20 protein-coding genes are annotated in these 26,757 nt (G+C 58.7%); 14 read left to right on the top strand and 6 right to left on the bottom strand.

Translation table 11 applies throughout. The annotated features are described in order from the left end of the window. The first annotated feature begins 134 nt into the window (after positions 1 to 134). From cspE to ACJ8HB_RS02690, 6 genes are all read left to right on the top strand, one after another. Positions 135 to 344, top strand: coding sequence for a transcription antiterminator/RNA stability regulator CspE (gene cspE, locus ACJ8HB_RS02715; RefSeq protein ID WP_019454537.1), 210 nt, complete (start codon positions 135 to 137; stop codon positions 342 to 344). A 221-nt stretch (positions 345 to 565) separates the two neighbouring features. After that, on the top strand, positions 566 to 787 hold the full coding sequence (locus tag ACJ8HB_RS02710) for a cold-shock protein (RefSeq protein ID WP_004928241.1): 222 nt from the start codon (positions 566 to 568) through the stop codon (positions 785 to 787). 113 nt (positions 788 to 900) lie between these two features. Continuing rightward, positions 901 to 2,127, top strand: a complete 1,227-nt coding sequence (locus ACJ8HB_RS02705) for a winged helix-turn-helix domain-containing protein (protein ID WP_047568326.1) — start codon at positions 901 to 903, stop codon at positions 2,125 to 2,127. Between the two features lie 296 nt (positions 2,128 to 2,423). Then, entirely contained in the window at positions 2,424 to 2,606 is a 183-nt protein-coding gene (locus ACJ8HB_RS02700) for a Trm112 family protein (RefSeq protein WP_004928237.1), read from the top strand. After that, on the top strand, positions 2,603 to 3,352 hold the full coding sequence (gene kdsB, locus ACJ8HB_RS02695; RefSeq protein WP_004928235.1) for a 3-deoxy-manno-octulosonate cytidylyltransferase: 750 nt from the start codon (positions 2,603 to 2,605) through the stop codon (positions 3,350 to 3,352). The genes ACJ8HB_RS02700 and kdsB overlap by 4 nt, the downstream gene beginning before the upstream one ends. A 150-nt stretch (positions 3,353 to 3,502) precedes the next feature. Continuing rightward, positions 3,503 to 4,399 (top strand): YcbJ family phosphotransferase, encoded by an 897-nt coding sequence (locus ACJ8HB_RS02690; protein WP_047568325.1) that lies wholly within the window; start codon positions 3,503 to 3,505, stop codon positions 4,397 to 4,399. Positions 4,400 to 4,406: 7 nt separating this feature from the next. On the opposite strand, the gene elyC is transcribed toward ACJ8HB_RS02690, so the two are convergent. Further along, a complete protein-coding gene (elyC, locus tag ACJ8HB_RS02685; RefSeq protein ID WP_047568323.1) occupies positions 4,407 to 5,180 on the bottom strand; it encodes an envelope biogenesis factor ElyC in 774 nt (257 codons plus the stop codon). 152 nt (positions 5,181 to 5,332) lie between these two features. Between elyC and cmoM the strand changes: the two genes are divergently transcribed. The 7 genes from cmoM to ACJ8HB_RS02650 all read left to right on the top strand — a co-directional run bounded on the left by cmoM (position 5,333) and on the right by ACJ8HB_RS02650 (position 16,061). Then, complete coding sequence (cmoM, locus tag ACJ8HB_RS02680) at positions 5,333 to 6,118, top strand: tRNA uridine 5-oxyacetic acid(34) methyltransferase CmoM (RefSeq protein ID WP_047568321.1); 786 nt, start codon at positions 5,333 to 5,335, stop codon at positions 6,116 to 6,118. Beyond that, entirely contained in the window at positions 6,115 to 7,437 is a 1,323-nt protein-coding gene (mukF, locus tag ACJ8HB_RS02675) for a chromosome partition protein MukF (protein WP_047568318.1), read from the top strand. The genes cmoM and mukF overlap by 4 nt, the downstream gene beginning before the upstream one ends. Beyond that, a complete protein-coding gene (gene mukE / locus ACJ8HB_RS02670; RefSeq protein WP_033637863.1) occupies positions 7,418 to 8,146 on the top strand; it encodes a chromosome partition protein MukE in 729 nt (242 codons plus the stop codon). The genes mukF and mukE overlap by 20 nt, the downstream gene beginning before the upstream one ends. Further along, positions 8,143 to 12,591, top strand: coding sequence for a chromosome partition protein MukB (mukB, locus tag ACJ8HB_RS02665; protein WP_033637864.1), 4,449 nt, complete (start codon positions 8,143 to 8,145; stop codon positions 12,589 to 12,591). Before mukE ends, mukB begins: the two co-directional genes overlap by 4 nt. Positions 12,592 to 12,811: 220 nt before the next feature. Next, positions 12,812 to 14,620, top strand: a complete 1,809-nt coding sequence (gene ldtD, locus ACJ8HB_RS02660; RefSeq protein WP_072008419.1) for a L,D-transpeptidase — start codon at positions 12,812 to 12,814, stop codon at positions 14,618 to 14,620. A 180-nt stretch (positions 14,621 to 14,800) separates the two neighbouring features. Continuing rightward, positions 14,801 to 15,349, top strand: coding sequence for a YcbK family protein (locus tag ACJ8HB_RS02655; protein WP_033637866.1), 549 nt, complete (start codon positions 14,801 to 14,803; stop codon positions 15,347 to 15,349). 64 nt (positions 15,350 to 15,413) lie between these two features. Next, positions 15,414 to 16,061 carry an MBL fold metallo-hydrolase gene (locus tag ACJ8HB_RS02650; protein ID WP_047568316.1) on the top strand — a complete coding sequence of 216 codons (648 nt, stop codon included), beginning with the start codon at positions 15,414 to 15,416 and terminating at the stop codon, positions 16,059 to 16,061. A gap of 76 nt (positions 16,062 to 16,137) precedes the next feature. Here ACJ8HB_RS02650 and ACJ8HB_RS02645 read toward each other — a convergent pair whose 3' ends face one another. The 5 genes from ACJ8HB_RS02645 to ACJ8HB_RS02625 form a co-directional block, all read right to left on the bottom strand. Next, on the bottom strand, positions 16,138 to 17,328 hold the full coding sequence (locus ACJ8HB_RS02645) for an amino acid aminotransferase (protein ID WP_033637868.1): 1,191 nt from the start codon (positions 17,326 to 17,328) through the stop codon (positions 16,138 to 16,140). A gap of 244 nt (positions 17,329 to 17,572) precedes the next feature. Further along, positions 17,573 to 18,682: a porin OmpC gene (gene ompC / locus ACJ8HB_RS02640; RefSeq protein ID WP_047568313.1), complete on the bottom strand. Its 1,110-nt coding sequence runs from the start codon at positions 18,680 to 18,682 to the stop codon at positions 17,573 to 17,575. 301 nt (positions 18,683 to 18,983) lie between these two features. Further along, entirely contained in the window at positions 18,984 to 20,384 is a 1,401-nt protein-coding gene (gene asnS / locus ACJ8HB_RS02635) for an asparagine--tRNA ligase (protein WP_033637870.1), read from the bottom strand. A gap of 213 nt (positions 20,385 to 20,597) precedes the next feature. Further along, positions 20,598 to 21,803, bottom strand: coding sequence for a nicotinate phosphoribosyltransferase (gene pncB / locus ACJ8HB_RS02630; RefSeq protein ID WP_033646591.1), 1,206 nt, complete (start codon positions 21,801 to 21,803; stop codon positions 20,598 to 20,600). A gap of 255 nt (positions 21,804 to 22,058) precedes the next feature. Next, complete coding sequence (locus tag ACJ8HB_RS02625; protein ID WP_047568309.1) at positions 22,059 to 23,759, bottom strand: GGDEF domain-containing protein; 1,701 nt, start codon at positions 23,757 to 23,759, stop codon at positions 22,059 to 22,061. A 337-nt stretch (positions 23,760 to 24,096) separates the two neighbouring features. On the opposite strand from ACJ8HB_RS02625, the gene pepN reads away from it, so the two are divergent. Then, on the top strand, positions 24,097 to 26,715 hold the full coding sequence (pepN, locus tag ACJ8HB_RS02620; protein WP_047568307.1) for an aminopeptidase N: 2,619 nt from the start codon (positions 24,097 to 24,099) through the stop codon (positions 26,713 to 26,715). Positions 26,716 to 26,757: the final 42 nt, after the last annotated feature.

Here is a 26,757-nt window from a genome sequence, read left to right as displayed (position 1 = left end):
TTCCTCCAAAAACGTTATCATCCGATTCCGCTTCAAAGACGAACCTTCTAAGTACCTCCCATAAGTAATGTTTCTGAAACGGCCCCAATTGCCTCTTATGGCAGGTTTTGTAAATATATTTAAAGGTAAATGTAATGTCTAAGAAGACTGGTCAGGTTAAGTGGTTCAACGAAAGCAAAGGTTTTGGTTTCATTGAGCAGAACGACGGCGGCAAAGATGTATTCGTACACTTCTCCGCAATCATGACCGACGGTTTCAAGACCCTGGCTGAAGGCCAGCGCGTCGAGTACACCATTCAGGACAGCCCGCGCGGGCCGGCTGCCGCCAACGTAGTTGCTCTGTAAGAATACAGGGAACGCGTATAAGAGATCTTAATACACCCATGGTGATGCGTCAGCGCTGAGTCATGCGGAAGATATTAAGTTCAACAAGCCCGCCTTAGTGCGGGTTTTTTATTTTTTGCTCACGAGAGGTTTGTTACGAAAAACTTTAGGATGGGCTGGTAGCGTCCAGACAATATAAAAAATGACGTTGTCAAGGATGCTCAAGTAAAAGGATATAAGTTATGTTTAAAAATACTGTGTTAAAAATGGGCCGCGTGAAATGGTTTAATCAGGCCGAAGGCTATGGTTTTATTTCACCGGTAGATGGCAGCGACGAAATCTATGTCAATCGCAACGCTATCGCCAACACCAAAAATAAGTCGTTGAACGAAGGTCAGAACGTCGAGTTCTCGATCTATCGCAGCTCACATGGGCTGTCCGCGGCAGACGTTATCGCGTTCTGATCGCATCCACCTTCCTCGCCAGTGCCGGTGTCGCCACCCGCATGCACTGGCGAAGATAAATCCCTCGATATCCACTATTATCAGGCCATTGCCTACTTGCCACGGATATCAGGATGACCACCCCGATAATTTCCCTTACCGCCGCTCGCGCGCTGCACCTTGCCGCCCAGGGGCTGCTTTCTCCGCTTAAACGCCAGGCTCGGCCCGACGACGTCGTGAACGCGATCCAGCGCATGGGGCTGTTACAAATCGATACCATTAGCGTCGTCGCCCGCAGCCCGTATCTGGTGCTGTTCAGCCGTTTGGGGGCCTATCAACCGGAATGGCTGGAGCAGGCGCTCGCCGGCCGCAAGCTGTTCGAGTATTGGGCGCACGAAGCCTGTTTCCTGCCGATCGAGGATTTTGGTCTGCTGCGGCATCGCATGCTGGCGCCGCATGATATGGGCTGGAAATATTCCGCCGACTGGGTGCAGCAGCACCAGGCGGCGATGGACAACCTGCTGCGGCACATCGAACAACAGGGGCCGGTGCGCTCCGCCGATTTCAGCGCCGAGAAGAAAGGCAACAGCGGATGGTGGGACTGGAAACCGGAGAAACGGCATCTGGAGATCCTGTTTACCGCCGGCAAGCTGATGGTGGCCGAGCGTCGCAACTTCCACCGGGTTTACGATCTGACCGAAAGGCTGCTGCCGGCCTGGGACGATGCGCGTCATGCGCTGCCTGCGGAGCGGGCGCGCCGGCAAATGTTGCATCGCACCTGCCGCTATCTGGGCATTTTCCGCGCCGAATGGTTGGCGGATTACTATCGGCTGAAACGCGTGGCGCCAAAAACTTTGCTGGCAGAGCTGCAGGATCAGGGGGAGATTTCGCCGGTGCGGGTAGAGGGGCTGGAAGGGCAGTTCTATGTGCATGGCTCACTGACGGAACTGCTGCCGCTGGCGGAACAGGGCAAGCTGAAATCGACGGTCACCAGCCTGCTGTCGCCGTTTGATCCGGTGGTTTGGGATCGCCGCCGGGCGCTCGAGCTGTTCAACTTTGACTATCGGCTGGAGTGCTATACGCCGAAAGAAAAACGCCGCTATGGCTACTTCACCTTGCCGGTGCTGCATCGGGGTGAACTGGTGGGGCGCATTGACGCCAAGGCGCACCGCCGCCAGGGGGTGTTCGAGATCATCAGCTTTCATGCGGAGCCGCGGGTGCGCTTCGGCAAACGGCGGGCCCAGGATATTCGGCAGGCCATCGCGCGTACGGCCAAATGGCACGGTGCGCAACGCGTCGCGCTGGGCGACATTCCGGCGGCGTTGGCCGCTGAATGGGGTACCGGCTGGGAAGTGGGATAACGAGCGACGCCGTCGGTGGGGTAAAACGAAGTTCAGCGCCGCTCGTTATAAAGGGGCTCAGTGGCTGAAGTTAGCGAACAGAGCGATGATTTTATGCAGACGTTTGATCACGTATCACGGCCTTTTTGTGATTTGTATCACAAAATTCTACGCCGGGATGCGCCGCAGTTCAAGCTGTTGCGCCGGCGCGCTGAGGAAATATCGGTGGGTTGGCGCCGCCGGTGATTAACCTGAGGCCGGGCGTTATGCTATCCTCACTGCCTTTCCCAGATGACCAATCCCCTAGCGGAGGATGCATGGACCACCGTTTACTCGAAATCGTTGCCTGCCCGGTATGCAACGGCAAACTCTATTTCAATAAAGAAAACCAGGAACTGGTGTGCAAAGCGGACGGGTTGGCTTACCCGCTGCGCGACGGCATTCCGGTGCTGTTGGAAAATGAAGCGCGTGCGCTGTCGCTGGATGAGAAGCACGCATGAGTTTTATCGCTATTATTCCCGCCCGCTACGCCTCAACCCGTTTGCCGGGCAAACCGCTGGCCGATATTCACGGCAAGCCGATGGTGGTGCACGTGATGGAGCGCGCCCGCGAGTCCGGCGCCAGCCGCGTCATCGTGGCGACCGATCACCCTGAAGTCGCCAAAGCGGTGGAAGCCGCCGGCGGCGAAGTGTGCATGACCAGCCCGGATCACCATTCTGGCACCGAGCGTCTGGCGGAAGTGATCGCGCACTACGGCTTTGCCGACGATCAGATCATCGTTAACGTGCAGGGCGACGAACCGCTGATCCCGCCGGTGATCGTGCGTCAGGTGGCGGAGAACCTGGCGGGCAGCCAGGCCGGCATGGCGACGCTGGCAGTGCCGATCGAGAGCGCCGAAGAGGCTTTCAACCCCAACGCGGTGAAGGTCGTGATGGACGCGCAGGGCTACGCGCTCTATTTCTCTCGCGCCACCATTCCGTGGGATCGCGAGCGTTTCGCCGCGTCGAAAGAGAGCATCGGCGACAGCCTGCTGCGTCATATCGGCATCTACGCCTATCGCGCCGGCTTCGTGCGCCGCTACGTCAGCTGGGCGCCGAGCCAACTGGAGCAGATCGAGCTGTTGGAACAGCTGCGGGTGCTGTGGTACGGTGAAAAAATCCACGTGGCGGTCGCGAAAGCGATCCCGAGCGTGGGGGTCGATACGCCGGAAGATCTCCAGCGCGTGCGCGACAGCATTCAACCCTGAGCCTGAGTTCGTCGGCGCGGCGCGCAACGCGCCGACGATGTAATACCCTCCATTATTGATCCCCGTTTTGTTGATCTGCGTTGAAGAATTTTTCCGCTCACCGTTCGATGATGTTACGCATTCCCCCTATTAGCCTGAGGTGAATGCCTTATGGAGCAGTTACGCGCCGAACTGAGCATTGTGCTGGGTGAGTCCATCAGCCGGCTGGAGCGGGTGAGCGAGCAGCCTTATGCGCATATGTATTCGCTGTACGATCGGCAGGGCAACGCGATCCCGCTGATGGCGAAAAGCTTTATCTGTCAGGGTATCGCCCAGCAGGAGGCGTACAAGCTGTCAATGCTGGCGCGCGACGGGGATATTCGCCTGCCTACGGTGTACGGCGTGGTGTGTACCCACCAGGCGCCGTACAAGGAAATCCTGCTGATCGAGCGCCTGCGCGGCGTGTCGGCTGAAGCGCCGACGCGTTCGCCGGATCGCTGGAATATGCTGATGGAGCAGATCGTTGACGGGATATTGGCCTGGCACCGCATCGACAGCCACGGCAGCGTCGGCAGCGTTGACAGCACGCAGGATAACGACTGGTTTTGCTGGTATCAACAGCGGGTCGAAGTGCTGTGGGCGACGGTGGTCAATCTCACCACCCCGCAGCTGACCATGGCGGATCGCCGTTTGCTGTACCGCACGCGCGAAGCGCTGACCCATTTTTTCGTCGGCTTCGACGATCCTTGCGTTCTGGTGCACGGCAACCTGTCGCTGCGCAGCATGCTGAAAGATCCCAAAAGCGATCAACTGCTGGCGATGCTCAATCCCGGCGTGGTGCTGTGGGCGCCACGCGAATACGATCTTTTCCGCCTGTGCGAGGCGGGTATGCCCAGCCAACTGCTGTTCAGCTATCTGCGGCGGGCGCCGGTCGCCGACGCTTTTCTGGCGCGGCGCTGGCTGTACGTGGTGTGGGAAGCGGTGGGGCGTTTGATCCATACCGGCAAGCTGGAGCGGCGGCCGTTCGACTATGCGTCGCAACAGCTGCTGCCCTGGCTGGCCGGTTGAACGGGCCTTACTCGGCGCCAGCGCGGTCCGCGCCTTTCAGCCATTGCCACAGGCTGCCCAGCGTTTCATACCAGGCGCGCTCGGTATGGCCGAGGAACATTGACGACGGCGTGGCGCGATCCCAGATATTCAGCGGCGAGTCGATCGCCAACTGGTTGGCCGGCGCCGGGATCGGGTGCAGGCCCTTGGCCTTGAAGAAACGCATGGCGCGCGGCAGATGGTTGGCGGAGGTGACCAGAATGAAGGGTTGCTTGCCGACCAACTTGGCGACCTGAGCGGCCTCTTGCTCGGTATCGCGCGGTTCCCCCAGGATCACCATATCACTGCGTGGCACGCCCAGGCTTTCGGCCACCAGCGCCGCCGTGGCGGCGTTGCTTTGCATGCGTCCGGCGGACGCGCCGGTAAACACCATCCTGGCACCGGGATGCGCAAGATAAAGCCGCACGCCTTCCGTCACGCGCGGCAGACTGTTGCCGAGCAGGTTCGAGCTGGGCGCCCAATCGGGATTGTAGGTATAGCCCCCGCCCAATACCACGATATAGCTGACCGGATCGTTGCCGCGATAAGTCTGGTATTCGGCTTCGATCGGCCGCAGCAGCCGGTCGGCCACCGGTTGCAGGCTGAAAAGCAGTAAAAACAGCCAGCTCAGCGTGAAAATCGTCTTACCGCTTTTTTGCCAGCGGGTGAACCACAGCAGCAGCAGCGCCAGCCCCATCAGCAGCATCAACAGCGGCAGCGGCATCAGCAGGGCGCCAAAGAACTTTTTCAGGTTGAACAGCATCGAAAATCAGATCCTTTTGGGTGAAAAAGCGGCATCCAGGCATAAACGGGCCGCAAGAAGATACATTCTAAGCCAGTCTGTGCCAAAATAGCAGGTTTGAATGGGCGTGCGCTTTGCCGCCGACAAGAATGAGATCAGCGGAGCCGTTGTCCATGCAGGATCGCAATTTTGACGATATTGCTGAAAAATTTGCGCGTAATATTTACGGCACCACGAAAGGAAAAATCCGCCAGGCGGTGGTTTGGCAGGATCTGACCGGGCTGCTGGCGCAGTTGCCGCAGCGGCCGCTGCGCATCCTCGACGCCGGGGGCGGTGAAGGCCATATGGCCTGCCAGCTGGCAGAATTAGGACATCAGGTGTTGTTGTGCGATCTTTCTGGTGAGATGATCCAGCGCGCCGCGCAGCTGGCGGAGCAGAAAGGTGTGAGCCAGAACATGCAATTCGTACAAAGTTCTGCGCAGGATATCGCTCAACATTTGGAACAGCCGGTTGATCTGATATTGTTTCATGCAGTGCTTGAATGGATCGCCGAGCCCGAAGCGGCGCTGCAGGCGTTGTATGACTGCCTGACGCCGGGCGGCGCGCTGTCGCTGATGTTCTTCAACGCCAACGGCCTCTTGATGCGCAACGTGGTGTTGGGTAATTTCCAACTGGTGGATCCCGAGGTCAGGCGGCGCCGCAAGCGTTCGCTGTCGCCGCAATATCCGCACGATCCGCTATTGGTCTACGGTTGGCTGGAACAGCTGGGCATGCGCATCAGCGGCAAAACCGGGGTGCGGGTGTTCCACGACTATCTGCAGAGCAGACAGCTGCAAACACAAAAATTTGAAGAGTTACTGGCGCTTGAACAGCACTATTGCCGGCAGGAGCCGTACGTGAGTTTGGGGCGCTATATTCACGTCATGGCGCATAAACCAAACCTGAAGGACGAACTATGAGTGAATTTTCCCAGACAGTACCCGAACTGGTCGCCTGGGCACGGAAAAATGATTTCTCTATTTCGCTCCCTACTGAGCGTCTCGCATTTTTGCTCGCCATCGCCACCCTGAACGGCGAACGGCTGGACGGCGAGATGAGCGAAGGTGAGCTGGTTGATGCATTTCGCCATGTCAGCAAGGGTTTTGAACAGACGCATGAAACGGTGGCGATGCGCGCCAACAATGCGATCAACGACATGGTGCGCCAGCGCCTGTTGAACCGCTTTACCAGCGAACTGGCGGACGGTAACGCGATTTACCGCCTCACGCCGCTGGGCATCGGCATTACCGATTACTATATTCGCCAACGCGAATTCTCCACGCTGCGTCTGTCGATGCAGCTGTCGATCGTGGCGCAGGAGCTCAAGCGTGCCGCCGACGCCGCCGAAGAGGGCGGTGACGATTTCCATTGGCACCGCAACGTGTTCGCGCCGTTGAAATATTCGGTGGCGGAAATCTTCGACAGCATCGACATGACCCAACGCGTGATGGACGAGCAGCAGCAGAGCGTGAAAAACGACATCGCGGCGCTGCTGAGCAAAGACTGGCGGGCGGCGATCTCCAGCTGCGAGATGCTGCTGTCGGAAACCTCGGGCACCCTGCGCGAGCTGCAGGATACGCTGGATGCGGCGGGCGACAAGCTGCAGGCCAACCTGCTGCGCATCCAGGACGCCACCCTCGGCAACGTGGAGCTGGGCTTCGTCGACAAGCTGGTGTTCGATCTGCAAAGCAAGCTGGATCGCATCATCAGCTGGGGCCAGCAGGCGATTGACCTGTGGATCGGCTACGATCGCCACGTGCATAAATTTATCCGTACCGCTATCGATATGGATAAAAACCGCGTGTTCGCCCAACGCCTGCGCCAGTCGGTGCAAACCTATTTCGACCACCCGTGGGCGCTGACCCATGCCAATGCCGATCGTCTGCTGGACATGCGCGACGAAGAACTGGCGCTGCGCAGCGAGGAAGTGACCGGGGAACTGCCGCCGGATCTGGAGTTCGAAGAGTTCAGCGAAATTCGCGAACAGCTGGCGGCGATGATCGAAGAGGCGCTGAAGGTGTATCAGGAACAGCAGATGCCGCTCAACCTTGCAGCGGTGATGCGCGATTATCTGGCGCAATATCCGCGTGCGCGTCATTTCGACGTGGCACGTTTAGTGGTCGACCAGGCAGTGCGCCTCGGTGTGGCTGAAGCAGATTTCTCAGGGTTGCCGGCGGAATGGCAGGCAATCAATGATTACGGAGCCAAGGTCCAGGCCCATGTCATCGACAAATATTGAACAAGTAATGCCAGTCAAGCTGGCCAAGGCACTGTCCAACTCGCTGTTCCCGGCGCTGGACAGCCAACTGCGCGCGGGTCGTCACATCGGTATCGATGAGCTGGACAACCATGCCTTTTTAATGGATTTCCAGGATGAGCTGGAAGAATTTTACACCCGTTACAGCGTCGAGCTGATTCGGGCGCCGGAAGGTTTCTTCTATTTGCGCCCGCGCTCTACCACGCTGATCCCGCGCTCGGTGCTGTCCGAGCTGGATATGATGGTGGGTAAGATCTTGTGCTACCTGTACCTCAGCCCCGAGCGCCTGGCGCACGAAGGCATTTTCAGCCATCAGGAGCTGTACGACGAGCTGCTGAGCCTGGCCGATGAGAACAAGCTGCTGAAGTTCGTCAATCAGCGCTCCACCGGTTCGGATCTCGATCGGCAGAAGCTGCACGAAAAGGTGCGCACCTCGCTGAACCGCCTGCGCCGCCTTGGCATGGTCTACTTCATGGGCAATGACAGCAGCAAGTTCCGCATTACCGAGGCGGTGTTCCGCTTCGGCGCCGACGTGCGCAGCGGCGACGATCCGCGTGAAGCGCAGCTGCGCATGATTCGCGACGGCGAGGCGATGCCGGTTGAAACCAGCCTGTCGCTGAACGATGAGAATGAGGCTGAGGATCAGCAGGTTGATAACGCTCCTGACGGTGCAGAGGATGAACAGGAATGATTGAACGCGGTAAATTTCGCTCGCTGACGCTGGTTAACTGGAACGGCTTCTTCGCCCGCACCTTTGATCTGGATGAGCTGGTGACCACGCTGTCCGGCGGTAACGGGGCAGGGAAATCCACCACCATGGCGGCTTTCGTCACCGCACTGATCCCCGATCTGACGCTGCTGCACTTCCGTAACACCACCGAAGCGGGCGCCACCAGCGGTTCGCGCGATAAAGGCCTGCACGGCAAGCTGCGCGCCGGCGTGTGCTACTCCACCCTCGACGTCGTCAACTCGCGCCACCAGCGCGTGGTGGTCGGCGTGCGTCTGCAGCAGGTGGCGGGGCGCGATCGCAAGGTCGACATCAAACCCTTCACCATCCAGGGCCTGCCGACCGCGGTACAGCCGACCGAGCTGCTGACCCAGACCGTGGGTGAGCGCCAGGCGCGCGTGCTGTCGCTGCAAGAGCTGAAAGATCGCGTGGAAGAGATGGAGGGCGTGCAGTTCAAGCAGTTCAACTCCATCACCGATTACCACTCGCTGATGTTCGATCTGGGCGTGATCCCGAAACGCCTGCGTTCGTCCGCCGATCGCAGCAAGTTCTACCGTCTGATTGAAGCGTCGCTGTACGGCGGTATCTCCAGCGCCATCACCCGCTCGTTGCGCGATTACCTGCTGCCGGAAAACAGCGGCGTGCGCAAGGCGTTCCAGGACATGGAGGCGGCGCTGCGCGAAAACCGCATGACGCTGGAGGCGATCCGCGTCACCCAGTCGGACCGCGACCTGTTCAAGCATTTGATCTCCGAGGCCACTTCCTATGTGGCGGCGGACTATATGCGCCACGCCAACGAACGCCGCATCCACCTGGACGGCGCGCTGGCGCTGCGCAGCGATCTGTTGGGCAGCCGCAAGCAGCTGGCTGCCGAACAGTATCGCCATGTGGAAATGGCGCGCGAGCTGAGCGAACAGAGCGGTGCCGAATCCGATCTGGAAACCGATTACCAGGCCGCCAGCGACCACCTGAATCTGGTGCAGACGGCGATGCGTCAGCAGGAGAAGATCGAACGCTATGAAGCCGATCTGGAAGAGCTGACCTACCGTCTGGAAGAGCAGAACGAAGTGGTGGCCGAGGCCAGCGAGCAACAGGCCGAAAACGAAGCGCGCGCCGAAGCGGCCGAGCTGGAAGTGGATGAGCTGAAGAGCCAACTGGCCGACTACCAGCAGGCGCTCGACGTGCAGCAGACCCGCGCCATTCAGTATCAGCAGGCGCTGCAGGCGCTGGAGCGCGCACGCGCGCTGTGCCAACTGCCGGATCTGACCGCAGACAACGCCGAACAGTGGCTGGATACCTTCCAGGCCCGCGAGCAGGAGGCGACCGAAGCGCTGCTGATGCTGGAACAGAAGCTGAGCGTGGCCGACGCCGCGCACGGCCAGTTCGAACAGGCCTATCAGTTGGTGGGTAAAATCGCCGGCCAGGTCAGCCGCAGCGAAGCCTGGCAGTGCGCGCGCGAATTGCTGCGCGACTGGCCTTCGCAGCAGCACCTCGCCGAGCGCGTTCAGCCGCTGCGCCTGCGCCTGAGCGAACTGGAACAGCGCCTGCGCTCGCAGCAGGACGCCGAGCGCCTGCTGCAAGAGTTTTGCAAACGCCATGGCCAAGAGTACCAGCCGGACGATCTTGACATGCTGCAGCAGGAGCTGGAAGAGCGCCTGGAAGCGCTGTCGCAGAACGTCAGCGAAGCCGGCGAGCGCCGCATGGAGATGCGCCAGGAGCTGGAGCAGATCCAGCAGCGCATCCGTGAGCTGACGGCGCGCGCGCCGGTGTGGCTGGCGGCGCAGGACGCTCTGAGCCAGCTCAGCGATCAGAGCGGAGAGCCGCTGGAAAACAGCCAGCAGGTGACCGAATACATGCAGCAGTTGCTGGAGCGCGAGCGTGAAACCACCGTCGAGCGCGACGAAGTGGCGGCCCGCAAACGTGAAGTGGAAGCGCAGATCGAACGTCTCAGCCAGCCGGGCGGCGCGGAAGATCAACGCCTGGTCACGCTGGCCGAACGTTTCGGCGGCGTGCTGCTGTCGGAAATTTACGATGACGTCACCATCGACGACGCGCCTTACTTCTCGGCGCTGTACGGCCCTTCGCGCCACGCCATCGTGGTGCCGGATCTGTCGCTGGTGCGCGAGATGCTGGAAGGGCTGGAAGATTGCCCGGAAGATCTTTACCTGATCGAAGGGGATCCGCAGTCGTTCGATGACAGCGTATTCGCCGTCGAAGAGCAGGAAAAAGCGGTGGTGGTGAAAATCGCCGATCGCCAGTGGCGTTATTCCCGCTACCCGGAAGTGCCGCTGTTCGGCCGCGCGGCGCGCGAAAACCGCCTGGAAGTGCTGCATGCCGAGCGTGAAACACTGGCGGAGCGCTATGCCACGCTGTCGTTCGACGTGCAGAAAACCCAGCGCTCGCACCAGGCTTTCAGCCGCTTTATCGGCACCCATCTGGCGGTGGCGTTCGACGCCGACCCGGAAGCGGAGATCCGCGGCCTGAACGCCCGCCGTGGCGAAATCGAACGCGCGCTGAACAATCACGAAGCGCAGAACCAGCAGCAGCGTCAGCAGTACGATCAGGCCAAAGAGGGTATTTCCGCGCTCAACCGCCTGATGCCGCTGGTGTCGTTGCTGAACGATGAAACGTTGCAGGACCGCGTCGACGAGATGCGCGAAGAGCTGGAAGAAGCGCAGGACGCCGCGCGTCATATTCAGCAGCACGGCGTGTCGCTGGCCAAGCTGGAGCCGCTGCTGTCGGTGCTGCAGAGCGATCCGCAGCAGCATGAACAGCTGCAGCAGGATTACGCGCAGGCGCAAAGCGTGCAGCGTCAGGCTAAACAGCAGGCGTTCGCGCTCACTGAAGTGGTGCAGCGTCGCGCGCACTTCAGCTATACCGACTCCGCCGGCATGCAGAACGCCAACAACGATCTGAACGACAAGCTGCGCCAGCGTCTGGAGCAGGCGGAAGCCGAACGCGCCCGCGCCCGTGAGCAACTGCGCCAGTATCAAACTCAGTTCACCCAGTACAGTCAGGTGCTGGCTTCGCTGAAAAGTTCGTACGACGCCAAGCGCGACATGCTGAAAGAGCTGAGCCAGGAGCTGGTGGACATCGGCGTGCAGGCCGACGCCAATGCCGAAGCGCGCGCCCGCGCGCGTCGCGACGAACTGCATGCGGCGCTGAGCAACAACCGCGCTCGCCGCAATCAGCTGGAGAAACAGCTGACCTTCTGCGAAGCCGAAATGGACGGCCTGCAGAAGAAACTGCGCAAGCTGGAACGCGATTATCACCAGTTGCGCGAGCAGGTGGTGACCGCCAAGGCGGGCTGGTGCGCGGTGATGCGCCTGGTGAAAGACAACGGCGTGGAACGCCGCCTGCACCGCCGCGAGCTGGCGTATATGGATGGCGACGAGCTGCGCTCGATGTCGGATAAGGCGCTCGGCGCGCTGCGTCTGGCGGTGGCGGATAACGAACACCTGCGCGACGTGCTGCGCCTGTCGGAAGATCCGAAGCGGCCGGAGCGTAAGATTCAGTTCTATATCGCGGTGTACCAGCACCTGCGCGAGCGCATCCGTCAGGACATCATCCGCACCGACGATCCGGTCGAAGCCATCGAACAGATGGAAATCGAGCTGGGCCGTCTGACCGAAGAGCTGACCGCGCGCGAGCAGAAGCTGGCGATCAGTTCGAAAAGCGTGGCCAACATCATTCGCAAAACCATTCAGCGCGAACAGAACCGCATTCGCATGCTGAACCAGGGGCTGCAGGCCGTTTCCTTCGGCCAGGTGAAGAGCGTGCGGCTGAACGTCAATGTGCGCGAAGCGCACGCCACTCTGTTGGACGTGCTCTCCGAGCAGCAGGAACAGCATCAGGATCTGTTCAACAGCAACCGCCTGACCTTCTCCGAAGCGTTGGCCAAACTGTATCAGCGCCTGAATCCGCAGATCGACATGGGGCAGCGCACGCCGCAGACCATCGGCGAGGAGTTGCTGGACTACCGCAACTACCTGGAGATGGAAGTGGAGGTATACCGTGGCTCCGACGGCTGGCTGCGTGCGGAAAGCGGCGCGTTGTCTACCGGTGAAGCCATCGGTACCGGGATGTCAATCCTGGTGATGGTGGTGCAGAGCTGGGAAGAAGAATCCCGTCGCCTGCGCGGCAAAGACATCTCGCCGTGCCGCCTGCTGTTCCTCGATGAAGCGGCGCGTCTGGATGCCAAGTCGATCGCTACGCTGTTCGAACTGTGCGACCGTCTGGAGATGCAGCTGATTATCGCAGCACCGGAAAACATCAGCCCGGAGAAGGGCACCACCTATAAACTGGTGCGTAAGGTGTTCCAGAACCACGAGCATGTGCACGTGGTGGGGCTGCGCGGTTTCGCCGGCGAGCCGCCGGCGCTGGGTGCTGCGCCGGTTGAAACGCCGTAACGCAGAAAAACGCCCTAAAAATCCGAAAATAGCCGCCGCAGGGTGGCTATTTTTTTGTGCGCGTGGATGATAGTCCTGCTTTTTTATCCGTTGAAAAGCGGTTAGTTTAATCACATAAACAGTTATTCGACGCCCGCAGGGCGAAACGGCCTTTCTGTTTGTATACTGAAACTATATGCAGTTTTTGACGTTTTTTTTGTGAGCATACAGGGGGCAAGGGATGTTGCTTAAAAAGGGAAACTCTCTACGACGTTTGGCGCTGAGTGGCGCTATCGCCTGTAGTCTTGTGTCGTCGTTTTCCGCATCGGCCACCGTCCCGGCGTTGCCGGTGGCATCAGCAGGCATGTCCGTTGCGCAGAGCCGTTCTGAACTGCTGGCCGCGTTGCCGCGCGGCATGGATTTGCACTACCTGTCCACGCTGGCGCCGCTGTATGCGGCGAATCACATGCAGCCGATGTGGCAGGATCGCGAAGCCGTTCAGCAGTTTCAGCAGCAGCTGGCCGAGCTGGCGATGTCCGGCGTGCAGCCGCAGTTCACCCAATGGGTGAAGATGTTGACCGATCCGGCGCTCAGTGAAGCGGGCCGCGATGCGGTGCTGTCCGATGCGATGCTGGGCTATTTGCAGTTCGTCTCCGCCATCGGTGCCAACGGCAACAACTGGCTGTACAGCAATATTCCCTACAAGCTTGGCTTGCCGCCCACCGCGGTGATCAACCAATGGCAGCTGGCGGTGCGCCAGGCGCGTACTCTGAGCTACGTGAATTCGCTCGCGCCGCAGCATCCGCAATACGCCAAGATGCATCAGGCGCTGCGCGACATGCTGGCGGATAATCGTCCCTGGCCGCAGGTGGGCAGCGGCCCGAGCCTGCGTCCAGGCCAAATGAGCAATGATATTCCGGCGCTGCGTGAGATCCTGACGCGCACCGGTATGCTCGCCGCCTCGGCGCCGGAAGCGGATCCGGAACCGGCGGTGGTCTCGGCGAAGATCAATGAGCCCGACGACGGCGGGCTGACGGTAGACGAAGAGAAAAGCCGCGTGACGGTCAGCCCATCGGCAGCGCCGGTGACGGAGCTGACCGCGGAACAGACGCCGCCGCAGATTGGCAGCGTGGTGAGCGATAACCTCTATACCGACGAACTGGTGGAGGGCGTCAAGCGCTTCCAGAAATGGCAAGGGCTGACGGCGGATGGCGTGATCGGCGTGCGCACCCGCGAGTGGCTCAACGTGTCACCGAAAACCCGCGCCGCGCTGCTGGCGCTGAATATCCAGCGCCTGCGGATCCTGCCGGGGCATGTCGGCACCGGCATCATGGTGAACATTCCCAACTACTCGCTGACCTACTACCAGAACGGCAATGAGGTGCTGTCTTCCCGCGTTATCGTCGGGCGGCCGAGCCGCAAGACGCCGCTGATGAGCAGCGCGTTGAACAACGTGGTGGTCAACCCGCCGTGGAACGTGCCGACTACCCTGGTGCGTGAGGACATCGTGCCGAAGGCGATGCGTGACGGTAACTACTTCCAGAAACACGGCTATACCGTGCTGTCGGGCTGGAGCAACGATGCGGAAGTGATCAACCCGGCGATGATCGACTGGAGCATGATCTCTGCGCGCAACTTCCCGTATCGCGTGCGTCAGGCGCCGGGCGCGACCAACTCGCTGGGGCGCTTCAAGTTCAATATGCCGAGCTCGGACGCCATCTACCTGCACGATACCCCGAACCACAGCCTGTTCCAGAAAGACATCCGCGCGCTCAGCTCCGGCTGCGTGCGGGTGAACAAGGCTTCCGATTTGGCGAATATGCTGCTGCAGGACGCCGGCTGGAACAACAGCCGCGTGTCTTCCACGCTGAAAGAAGGGAATACCACTTATGTGAATATTCGCCAGCGTATTCCCGTAAAACTGTATTATCTGACCGCCTGGGTTTCGGATGACGGCCAACCGCAATTCCGTACAGATATTTACAATTATGATAATACGGTGCGATCGGGCGCACAAATTTTGGCTCAGGCCAAAAAATTAATGCAGTAAATGCAGTAATTATAAATAAATAACGGTCAGAATGTTTGGCTATACCGCAGGCCCTCGTAGCCGGGGGCCTGTAAACCTAGGCGTATCGCGGGTTGACTCAGCATACGCAGGCGGTTATGGTTCGGACAGTGCGCTGCTTTGTGCATTTATTTTGACATTCTTGCCGGGTTTAACAGAGTCATGGACAAAATTGATCATCACCGCCGTAAATGGCTGGCGCTAGGTGGCGCCGCTATGGGCATAGCGCTGCTTCCTGGGCAGGCGTTTGCCAGTATTTCCACCGCTCGACCGCGTATTTTAGTGTTGAATAACCTGAATACCGGTGAATCTATTAAAGCCGAGTTCTTTGACGGCAAAGGTTACAATAAAGAAGAGTTGGTGCGGCTAAATCATCTGTTCCGCGATTATCGCGCCAACAAGGTTAAATCGATCGATCCCCGCTTGTTTGATCACCTTTATCGTCTGCAGGGGCTGCTGGGCACCAGCAAGCCGGTGCAGCTGATCTCTGGATACCGTTCCGTAGACACCAACAACGAACTGCGTGCGCATAGCCGCGGCGTGGCCAAGCACAGCTACCACACCAAAGGCCAGGCGATGGATTTCCACATTGAAGGTATCCAATTGAGCAATATCCGCAAAGCGGCGTTAAAAATGCGCGCCGGTGGTGTAGGATATTACCCACGTAGCAACTTCGTACACATCGATACCGGCCCGGTTCGGACCTGGTAATCGCTGTGCCGTCAGTGAATAACGCCGCCCCTTGCGGAAGCGGCGTTATTGTCGTTGGAGCCTTATGAAATACCATCTTATTCCCGTTACCGCCTTTAGCCAGAACTGCAGTCTGATTTGGTGTGAAAACACGCAGCAGGCGGCGTTGGTCGATCCCGGCGGTGAAGCGGAAAAAATCAAAGCGGAAGTCGCGCGGCAGGGGGTGACGATCACCCAGATTTTGCTGACGCACGGCCATTTGGATCACGTCGGCGCGGCGGCGGAGCTGGCGGGCCATTATCAGGTGCCAATCTATGGCCCGGATAAAGAAGACGCGTTTTGGCTGGACGGTTTGCCGGCGCAGAGCCGGATGTTTGGGCTGGAAGAGTGCGCGCCGCTGACGCCGACCCGCTGGCTGTCGGAAGGCGATGAGATGCAGGTGGGCGAGATGACGCTCAAGGTGTTGCATTGCCCTGGGCACACGCCGGGCCACATCGTCTTTATCAATGAGCAGGCGCGTTTGGCGCTGGTGGGCGACGTGCTGTTTAACGGCGGCGTGGGGCGCAGCGACTTCCCGCGCGGTGACCATCAGGCGCTGATCGCCTCTATTCGCACCAAACTGCTGCCGTTGGGCGACGACATGCGCTTTATTCCCGGCCACGGCCCGATGTCGACCTTCGGCCACGAGCGCCAGACCAACCCGTTCCTGCGCGAAGAGCCGGCGGTGTGGTAACGATTATTTCCCGGCAGAAATAATCAAGGGCGCATAGAGCGCCCTTTTTTACGATTTATGACCTGCGTCGATGCCTTTAGAGCACGGCGACGATGGCTTCACACAGCGGCGCCATGTTGTCCGGCGTCATGCCGGCCACGTTCACCCGGCCCGAGTTCACAGCGTAGACGCCGAACTCTTCGCGCAGACGCAGCACCTGTTCTTTGGTCAGGCCGCTGAACGAGAACATGCCGTTCTGCTGGATGATGAAGCTGAAGTCCTGCTGCGCGCCTTTCTCCTGCAGGGTGTTCACGAACAGCTGACGCATGCGGTGAATACGCTGGCGCATGTCGGTCAGCTCCTGCTCCCACATCGCGCGCAGCGCATCGTTGCCCAGAATGGTGGCGACAACCGCCGCGCCGTGTGACGGCGGGTTGGAGTAGTTGGCGCGAATGGCCGCTTTCACCTGGCTGAAGGCGCGATCGGCGGTTTCGGCATCGGCAGCCACAATGGTGCAAGCGCCGACGCGCTCATTGTACAGGCCGAAGTTTTTCGAGTAGGAGCTGGCAACGATCAGCTCTTGGTGTTTGGCGGCGAAAATACGCAGGCCCTGCGCATCTTCTTCCAGACCGTTGGCGAAGCCCTGGTAGGCGAAATCGAACAGCGGCAGCCAGCCATTGGCGACGGAAAGCTCAGCCAGCTGTGCCCACTGTTCCGCCGTTGGATCGATACCGGTCGGGTTATGGCAGCAGCCGTGGAACAGCACCACATCACCGGCCTGCGCCTGTTTCAGGCTGTTCAGCAGGCCGTCAAAGTCCAACGCGTGGTTGGCGGCGTCGTAGTAGGCGTACTCCAGCACTTCCAGGCCCACGGCGCTAAAGACGTTCTTGTGGTTTGGCCAGCTTGGGTTGCTGATCCAGATGCGCTTGGCGCTGGTCTGGTTGGCGATAAAGTCTGCCGCCACGCGCAGGCCGCCGGTGCCGCCGGGCGTCTGTGCGGTACGCGCGCGCCGCGCGGTAACGATCGGGCTCTCTTTGCCGAACAGCAGCTCTTGCGTGCAGCTGGCGAACGCCGGGATGCCTTCAATGCCGAGATAGTTTTTGGTGGTCTCGTTTTCCAGCAGATACTGTTCAGCTTTTTTTACGCTGGTCAGCACCGGCGTTTTGCCGGTTTCGTCTTTATAAACGCCAATCCCTAAATTGATTTTATTCGGGCGGGCGTCGGCGCGGAAAATGTCGGTCAGGCCCAGGATCGGGTCGGCGGGTGCGGCGGTGATTTTTTCAAACATGTCAGGTGCTTCCAAATCTCGGAGTTAAGCAGACAGAAGCATCAGGGTAGCGCCAGTTATCGGCTTTGCCAACCGTTTGCGATAAAAACACCGCGATCTTGTGAACGGGAAGGATTCGACAGAAAAAATGATGGGGAAGGGGAAATCTGCAGGATAAAACGTTACCGGGAGACACAAATAAAAACAGGGCCGAAGCCCTGTTTTTTAACTTAGCCGACGGTAAACCGCCGTTAAGCGAGACAACTTAGAACTGGTACACCAGACCAACGGCTACGATATCGTCGGTAGCGGTGCCGGTTGCTTTGGTGAACTCGTTGTCATCCAGCAGGTTGATTTTGTAATCAACGTAGGTGGACATGTTTTTGTTGAAGTAGTAAGTGGTACCAACAGAAACATATTTAACCAGATCGGCATCGCCGCCGGCGAAGCTTGAACCGTGAGCGGTACGGCCAGCCAGGTTTTTGCCTTTAGACTGCAGGTAAGACACTTCTGGACGCAGACCGAAGTCGAATTGGTACTGTGCGGTCACTTCAAAGTTCTGAGTTTTGTTCGCAATGCCGCTATCGAAATCGCCATACGGAGTCATGTTGCGGGTTTCTGCGTACATCGCTGCCAGGTAGACGTTGTTGGCGTCGTATTTCGCGCCTACGGTCCAAGCGTCAGCCTTGTCGCCGCCAGCGGTTGACTGACGGGTCTGGGCATCTGTGCGGTCAGAGGACGCGTATGCAGCACCGAAGCTTACGCCTTCGCCGATGTCATACGTTGAAGACAGGCCCCAACCGTCGCCGTTTTGTTTCTTCAGCGCGCGGCCATCGTTTTCGTTCTTGCCCTGGTACTGAACGGCGAAGTTCAGACCGTCAACCAGACCGAAGAAGTTGTTGTTACGATAGGTCGCAACGCCGTTGGTACGGCCGGTCATGAAGTTGTCGGAGTAGGTGTAGGTATCGCCACCGAACTCTGGCAGCATATCGGTCCAGCCTTCCACGTCGTACAGTACGCCGTAGTTACGGCCGTAGTCGAAGGAGCCGTAGTCAGCGAATTTCAGACCGGCGAAGCCCAGACGGGTTTTGGTGCCTTCGGTGCCCTGAGATTCGGCGTGGTTGGACTGAACGTTGTATTCCCACTGGCCGTAACCGGTCAGTTGGTCAGTAATCTGGGTTTCACCTTTGAAGCCGAAACGAACATAGGTCTGATCGCCGTCATTGCCTTCGTCGTCGGAGAAGTAGTGCAGACCGTCAACTTTGCCGTACAGATCCAGCTTGTTGCCGTCTTTGTTGTAGATTTCAGCTGCGTTTGCTGCACCAGCAGCCAACAGAGCCGGGATAACCACTGCAAGAATGTTGCGCTTCATCATTATTACCCTCATTGGTGTTATTCGGACACCTTTGCCACTGCCGCCAATAATTCTTTGGGAACTATTGTTGATAGATTGGTGTCGTCCTGTGTCTGAACGCAGTGTTCCATTCACAGGCGGGTTAATCTAGGACGAAAATGATACCAATGTCCCAATCAGGTTGCAAAAGGAAAGTATGTGTAACTAAATGTAATTTTTCGGGAACTTTGTGATGTGCGTCAATATTAAAAAATGCGAAAGGCCAGCGAGGCTGGCCTTTGTTTTGTAACGAAATCGTTTGAAAAACGTTTGATCGTATGAATTAGAAGCTTGCGTTACGTGGTGTGCGTGGGAACGGGATCACATCGCGCACGTTTTGCACGCCGGTGACATAGGCGATTAAACGTTCAAAACCCAGGCCGAAACCGGAATGCGGCACGGTGCCGTAGCGGCGCAGATCGCGATACCACCAGTAGTCTTCTTTATTCAGGCCCATCTCTTCCAGACGTTGATCGAGCATGTCGAGGCGTTCTTCACGCTGCGAACCGCCGATGATTTCACCGATGCCCGGCGCCAGCACGTCCATGGCCGCGACGGTTTTACCGTCTTCGTTCATGCGCATATAGAACGCTTTGATGTCTTTCGGGTAGTTCTTCACCACCACCGGCGCCTGGAAGTGTTTCTCCGCCAGATAACGCTCATGTTCGGAAGAGAGATCGATGCCCCAGGAAACCGGGTTTTCGAAGGTTTGGCCAGAGGCCAGCAGGATCTCAATGGCGTCGGTGTAGTCCACCTGGGCGAAATCGGAAGAGACGAAGCGCTCCAGACGAGAGATTGCGTCTTTATCCACGCGCTCGGCGAAGAATTTCAGATCGTCTGCTCGTTCATCCAGCACCGCCTGGAATACATACTTCAGCATGCTTTCGGCCAGGCCGGCGACATCGTCCAGCGTCGCGAAGGCCACTTCCGGTTCGATCATCCAGAACTCCGCCAGGTGGCGGCTGGTGTTGGAGTTTTCGGCGCGGAAGGTTGGGCCGAAGGTGTATACCTTGGACAGCGCACAGGCGTAGGTTTCGCCGTTCAGCTGGCCGGAAACGGTGAGGAAGGCTTCCTTACCGAAGAAGTCCTGGCTGAAATCGACGGCGCCCTTGTCGGTGCGCGGCAGGTTTTCCAGATCCAGCGTGGACACGCGGAACATTTCGCCGGCGCCTTCGGTGTCGGAGGCGGTGATCAGCGGGGTGGACACCCAGAAATAACCATTTTCATGGAAGAAGCGGTGGATCGCCTGCGCCAGGGTATGACGCACGCGCGCCACGGCGCCGATCAGATTGGTGCGCGGGCGCAGGTGGGCCACTTCGCGCAGGTATTCGATGCTGTGGCGTTTGGCCGCCATTGGGTAAGTATCCGGATCGTCGACCCAGCCGACCACGTTGATCGCGGTAGCCTGCAGCTCGAAGCTCTGGCCTTCGCCCGGTGAGGCGACGACCTTGCCGGTAACTTCAACTGAGCAACCGGTGGTCAGGTGCAGCACTTCATCCTGATAATTCGGCAGAGAATTATTAACGACGGCCTGTAACGGATCAAAGCAGGAACCGTCATAGACGGCCAGGAAGGAGATACCAGCTTTTGAATCTCTCCGGGTACGTACCCAGCCGCGTACGGTGACTTCACTGTCAACCGCAGCACGACCTTGCAGTACGTCGACTACAGGCACTACGCTCATAGATTTCTCTCTTTAATAATTTGGTTTAGAAATAGCTTACAACCCAAGAATATGGGGGTAATGGCTATGTTACTTGCCGCGGTGCAGAGCACAAGCAGAAATCATCGGATTGGCGCAACATTTATCGTGGCTGGCTGAAAAGAGGGCGGTCGAGATAAAAACAAAAAAGCCGGCGCCTGAACCGGGCCGGCTTTCTCTCTATATATAGAAGGCTCAGCTGGCTTTCTTCACCAGCGGCAGATCGAAGGCCTTGCGCAGGGCCCTGACGAACGCCTGATCCTGGCAAATGGTTTTGCCGGGGCTGTCGGAGAGCTTGGCCACCGGCTTGCCTTTGCACTCGACCAGCTTGATCACGATATTCAGCGGTTTGACGCCGGGAATATCGCAGGTCAGGCGCGTGCCGATGCCGAAGCCGAGATTGATGCGCTGGTAGAAATGGCGATAGAGCGCCAGCGCTTTTTCCAGATCCAGGTTGTCCGAGAACACCAGCGTTTTGCTCATCGGATCGATGCCCAGCTTTTGATAATGGGCAATGGCCTTTTCACCCCACTCGACGGGATCGCCCGAATCGTGGCGCAGCCCCTGATAACGTTCGGCGAACTGCGGGCCGAAGTCGCGCAGGAAGGCATCCATGGTGATACAGTCGGTGAGCGCGATGCCAAGCTGATCCGGGTATTCATCCAACCAGGCTTGCAAGGCGGCGCGCTGGCTGTTGGCCAGCACCGGGCTTATTTGCTGATGCGCCTGGAACCACTCATGCGCCTGAGTGCCGACCGGCGCCAGGCCGAGCTGATGCGCCAGATCGTAATTGCTGGTGCCCGACAGGTACGGGAATTCGGTCTGCAAGGTGCTGACGATGGCCTGTTGCACGCCCTGAGAGAAACGGCGACGGGTGCCGAAGTCCATCAGCTTGAAGCGCGAAAGATCCAGATCGCCCGCCAGCGTCTTGAACTGAGCCAGCTTGGTTTGCAGATGCGCCACCGCCTGTTCCGGCGTCGCCAGCGGAGAGCGCCGACGGTGCACCACTTCGCTGATCACCGCCAGCAACGGCACTTCCCACATGATCACTTCACGCCAAGGGCCGGCGATGCGGATTTGCAGCTTGCCGTCGCGGTTGTCTATGGTGACCTGCTGCGGATCGTAGCGGAACGTTCGCAGCCAGCTCAGGTAATCCTGACGGAAGAAGGGCAGGCCCGAAAGATAAGCGAATTCGGCGTCGGTCAGCGCCAGCCGGCTCATCAACGCCACCTGCGCGCGGATCTCGTCGGCATATTCGCCCAGCAGTTCGTCGCCGCGGCAGCGGAATTCCGCCGCCACGCTGATCGCGGGATAGCGATGGAACACTGCTTGCTGCATATGAAGCTTATAAGCATCGGTATCAAGCAGTGATGTCAAAATCGGGGAAGCGTATTGAGTCATAGCGCGTTACAGCATCCTCGTCAGGCGCGTGTCCAAATCCGGATAATCATAAAAGTGGGGGTGGAGTATACCCGGATTATCCTGTTATTGAAGCTGCATCACACCATAAATCACCAAAGCGGGTCGAGGATTAAACGTGCCTTTATGGCGGCCTGATAGCGGCGGGGAGGAAAAAAAGCCAGATATGCCTGTAAGGTGAATGACTTAGCCTAATTAGTCATAAAAATTATAATGTTAATTATTTTAAACAGCGAATCAGATATAGCCGGCCTGGGTATGCACGCTGACCCGATCCTTGCCGTTCTTTTTGCAAAAATAGAGCGCTTCGTCCGCCTGTTTGATCGCCGCCTGTAGCGCGGTGAATGCGTTGACCGGCGCAATGCCGCAGCTGGTGGTGAAACGCACTTGCCGTCCATCGGCCAGATTTAGCGTCAGGCGATGAGTGCGGGCGCGCAATTGCTCCATGATGTCCCGCGCGTTGTCCAACGAACAGTTGCCCAGCAGCACCGCGAACTCTTCGCCGCCGTAGCGGCAGAAGATGTCGCTGGCGCGGAACGCGCGTTGCAGCAGGTGGCCGAATGCCACCAGCGCCCGGTCGCCCACGTCGTGGCCATAGCTGTCGTTGAGCTGTTTGAAGTTGTCGATGTCGATCAGGCAAAAGGCCTGCGGGTAGCTGCCGTCGCCCAGCAGCTGACATTCAAGGAAGAATTTACGGCGGTTGTAAATATTGGTAAGCGGATCGAGGAAAGAAGAGGCCTCGAGCTCTTTAATCAGCAGTTGTTTCTCACTTTCCAGCGAGACCTTGTCCAACTGGTATTGCCTGAGCTGCTGAATGGCGTCGCTGATGGCGATCAATTCCTGGCTGTAGAAGGCGTCGTTGCGATCGATATTTATCTCGCCGCGCGACAGCCGCACGATATTGTTGTGGGTCTTGGTCAGCCAGCGGTTGATGCTGGTGCAGAACACCAGCGCCGGCAAAATGAACAGCAACACCACCAGGCCGGCGAGTGCGATCATGCCGTAAATGGTCGTCTGGCTGTCGTAAATCTTGTGGCGCGACGCGAGGGTTTCCAGTTCGAAGCTGCGTTGATACAGCGCCTGCGACAGCCCGCTCACATCGTCGACATAGCGCGAAATAAGCGCGGTGGGGTAGGGCTGATGGGTATCGATAGCGGTGTACAGCCCATGGGTAATCTGCTGGAGGCGCTCAGCGGACACCTGGGAGAGCAATGCATTGACGATGTTGGTGATTTGCCCATCGTCGTAGTTGATCTTCATGAAGATCAATCGGGTGCTCAGCGCGTTCAGCACGCCGGTCAGCTGAATGGACTTCAGGTAGGCGTCTTTGCGAACGAGCGGTCTGACGTTGACGTCGATAATCTGATCGCTCAATTCCGTCAGTGACATATTCAGCCGGTTATTAAGGCGGATGGCCTCGAGAAACATAAAAGAGTCGGTATCCACCATCCGGGTATCGTAGGTGTAGCGGTAATAGCTCTTGCTGGTTTGCGAGATGTAATAGGCGCTGTTGATGTTGAACAGATTGGCGTTGGTGTTATTGACCTGCGAAAGCTGCAGGTTGTCATTATCCAGCAGCTGTTCCATCAGGCTGATCATCGACAGCGCGGCGATTTTTTGCCGAACCCCGAGCTGTCTGGCAACCTCATCGTCCAGATGTTCGCGGATGCGGGTAATTCTTTCGCGCGCCGCCCGATCGGCGGCCAAACATTGCGCTCGGGTGATTTGCGGATCGATCAGGCTCAAGCGTTTGAGGCGGTGCGCCTGCAAGGCAGCCTGAAAGGCTTCGGAGATTTCTTTGGCGCGATCAATTTTGTACAGATTGAGTTGGTTATCGCGGTAGTCGGTATGGGCTTCGAGCAGCTCATCGACGATGAACAGAGAGAAGGAAGTCATCAGGCACAGGGTAAAAAAATAGATTGCGTATTTAATTTTCATAGTGCGAGTCATCCCTGGGCCTGATGCCGCAATTATACCACCATGGCGCCTGCGTCGCCTCAACTATGCCGGCGCCCTCCGGTGGCGGTTTTTTAGCATTAAATGCTGATTTTTATTTAGCCATTGGTCACCTGCGCTATCGCCTGGCGGGCGATTTATGATTTGCCTCTGATTTCTCTCTCGTGGTCGCCCGGCGGCTCTGGGCTTTTCGGCCAGCTGTGATACAGTTTATTCACAATTCAGGCCCACCGCGCGCCGCAGGGGAACACTCCGGCTGCGGTACGAAGCAGAAGAGCGGCCTGGCACCTATAACTCACCGAGACGTTTAAGGGTTTTTATGACACAACAGCCACAGGCAAAATACCGCCACGATTATCGCGCGCCCGATTACACCACGACCGATATCGATTTGGACTTCAGTCTGGACGCGGAAACCACGCGCGTGACCGCCGTCAGTAAAATCAAACGTCAGGGCGCGGCCGACGCACCGCTGGTGCTGGATGGCGAAGATCTGACGCTGGTGAGCATTCAGGTGGACGGCCAACCGTGGAGTGCCTACCGCCAGCAGGATAACCAGCTGATCATCGAAGCGTTGCCGGCACAATTCACTCTTACCATCGTCAACGACATTCACCCGGCGAAAAACACCGCGCTGGAAGGGCTGTACCTGTCCGGCGATGCGCTGTGCACGCAATGCGAAGCCGAAGGTTTCCACCACATTACCTATTATCAGGATCGCCCGGACGTGCTGGCGCGCTTTACCACCCGCATTGAGGCCGACAAGGCGCGCTATCCGTTCCTGCTGTCGAACGGCAACCGCATCGGCCAGGGCGAATTGGCCGATGGCCGCCACTGGGTGCAATGGCAGGATCCGTTCCCGAAACCTTGCTACCTGTTCGCGCTGGTGGCGGGAGACTTCGACGTGCTGCGCGACAGCTTCACCACCCGTTCCGGCCGTAAGGTCGCGCTGGAGCTGTTCGTCGATCGCGGCAACCTGGATCGCGCCGACTGGGCGATGACGTCGTTGAAGAACTCGATGAAGTGGGACGAGACCCGCTTCGGCCTGGAATACGATCTCGACATTTATATGATTGTGGCGGTCGATTTCTTCAATATGGGCGCGATGGAGAACAAAGGGTTAAACATCTTTAACTCCAAATACGTGCTGGCGAAGGCGGAAACCGCCACCGACAAGGATTACCTGAACATTGAAGCGGTGATCGGCCACGAATACTTCCACAACTGGACCGGTAACCGCGTAACCTGCCGCGACTGGTTCCAGCTCAGCCTGAAAGAGGGGCTGACGGTGTTCCGCGACCAGGAGTTCAGTTCCGATCTGGGATCGCGTTCGGTCAACCGCATCGACAACGTGCGCGTGATGCGCGGCGCGCAGTTCGCCGAAGACGCCAGCCCGATGGCACACGCCATCCGCCCGGACAAAGTGATCGAGATGAACAACTTCTACACCCTGACGGTGTATGAAAAGGGTTCCGAAGTGATCCGCATGATGCACACCTTGCTGGGGGAGGAGAACTTCCAGAAAGGGATGCAGCTCTATTTCGAACGCCACGACGGCAGCGCCGCCACCTGCGACGATTTCGTGCAGGCGATGGAGGACGCGTCCAACGTCGATCTGTCGCGCTTCCGCCGTTGGTATAGCCAGTCCGGCACGCCGCTGCTGACGGTTCGCGACGAGTACGACGCGGAAACCCAGCAGTATCGTCTGCATGTCAGCCAGCAAACCGCGCCGACCGCCGATCAGCCGGAGAAATTGCCGCTGCATATCCCGCTGGATATCGAACTGTACGACAGCGAAGGCAACGTCATTCCATTGCAAAAGGGCGGCCTGCCGGTCAATAACGTGCTGAACGTCACCGAAGCGGAGCAAACCTTCGTGTTCGACGGCGTGGCGCATAAGCCGGTGCCGTCGCTGCTGCGCGAATTCTCCGCGCCGGTGAAGCTGGACTATCCGTACAGCGATCAGCAGCTGACCTTCCTGATGCAGCACGCGCGCAATGAATTTGCGCGTTGGGATGCGGCACAGAGCCTGCTGGCGACCTATATCAAGCTGAACGTGGCGCGGCACCAGCAGAAGCAGCCGCTGTCGCTGCCGCTGCACGTGGCCGATGCGTTCCGCGCAGTGCTGCTGGACGAAAAACTGGATCCGGCGCTGGCGGCGCAGATCCTGACGTTGCCGTCGGAGAACGAAATCGCCGAGCTGTTCGCCACCATCGATCCGGAAGCGATCGCCGCGGTGCATGAAGCGATCGTTCGCTGCCTGGCGCGGGAGCTGGCCGATGAGTGGCTGGCGGTATATCACGCCAACAAGACCGACGGCTACCGCGTGGAGCACGCCGAGATCGCCAAGCGCGCCTTGCGTAATGTGTGCCTGGGCTATCTGGCGTTCGGCGAAGATGTGGCGCTGGCGGACCAACTGGTAAGCGAACAGTATCGCCAGGCAGACAACATGACCGACTCGCTGGCGGCGCTGTCTGCTGCGGTCGCGGCCCAGTTGCCGTGCCGCGATGCGCTGCTGGCGGCATTCGACGAGCGCTGGCATCAGGATGGCCTGGTGATGGATAAATGGTTCGTGCTGCAGGGCAGCAGCCCGGCGGCAGACGTGCTGAGCAAGGTGCGCGCGCTGCTGCAACACCGTTCGTTCAGCCTGAGCAACCCGAACCGCACCCGTTCGCTGATCGGCGGCTTCGCTTCCGGCAACCCGGCGGCGTTCCATGCCGCAGACGGCAGCGGCTATCAGTTCCTGGCGGATATCCTCAGCGATCTCAACCAGCGCAACCCGCAGATCGCCGCGCGCCTGATTGAACCGCTGATTCGCCTGAAGCGTTACGACGCGGGCCGCCAGGCGCTAATGCGCAAGGCGCTGGAACAGCTGAAAGGATTGGAAAACCTGTCCGGCGATCTGTACGAGAAGATCAGCAAGGCGCTCGACGCCTGATCTTTTCGCGCTGAATAGATCAAGGGACGGCCTGCGCCGTCC

Source organism: Serratia sp. CY27727 (assembly GCF_052169275.1).
Classification (GTDB): Bacteria; Pseudomonadota; Gammaproteobacteria; order Enterobacterales; family Enterobacteriaceae; genus Serratia; species Serratia sarumanii.
This window is presented reverse-complemented; position numbering and strand designations above follow the sequence as displayed.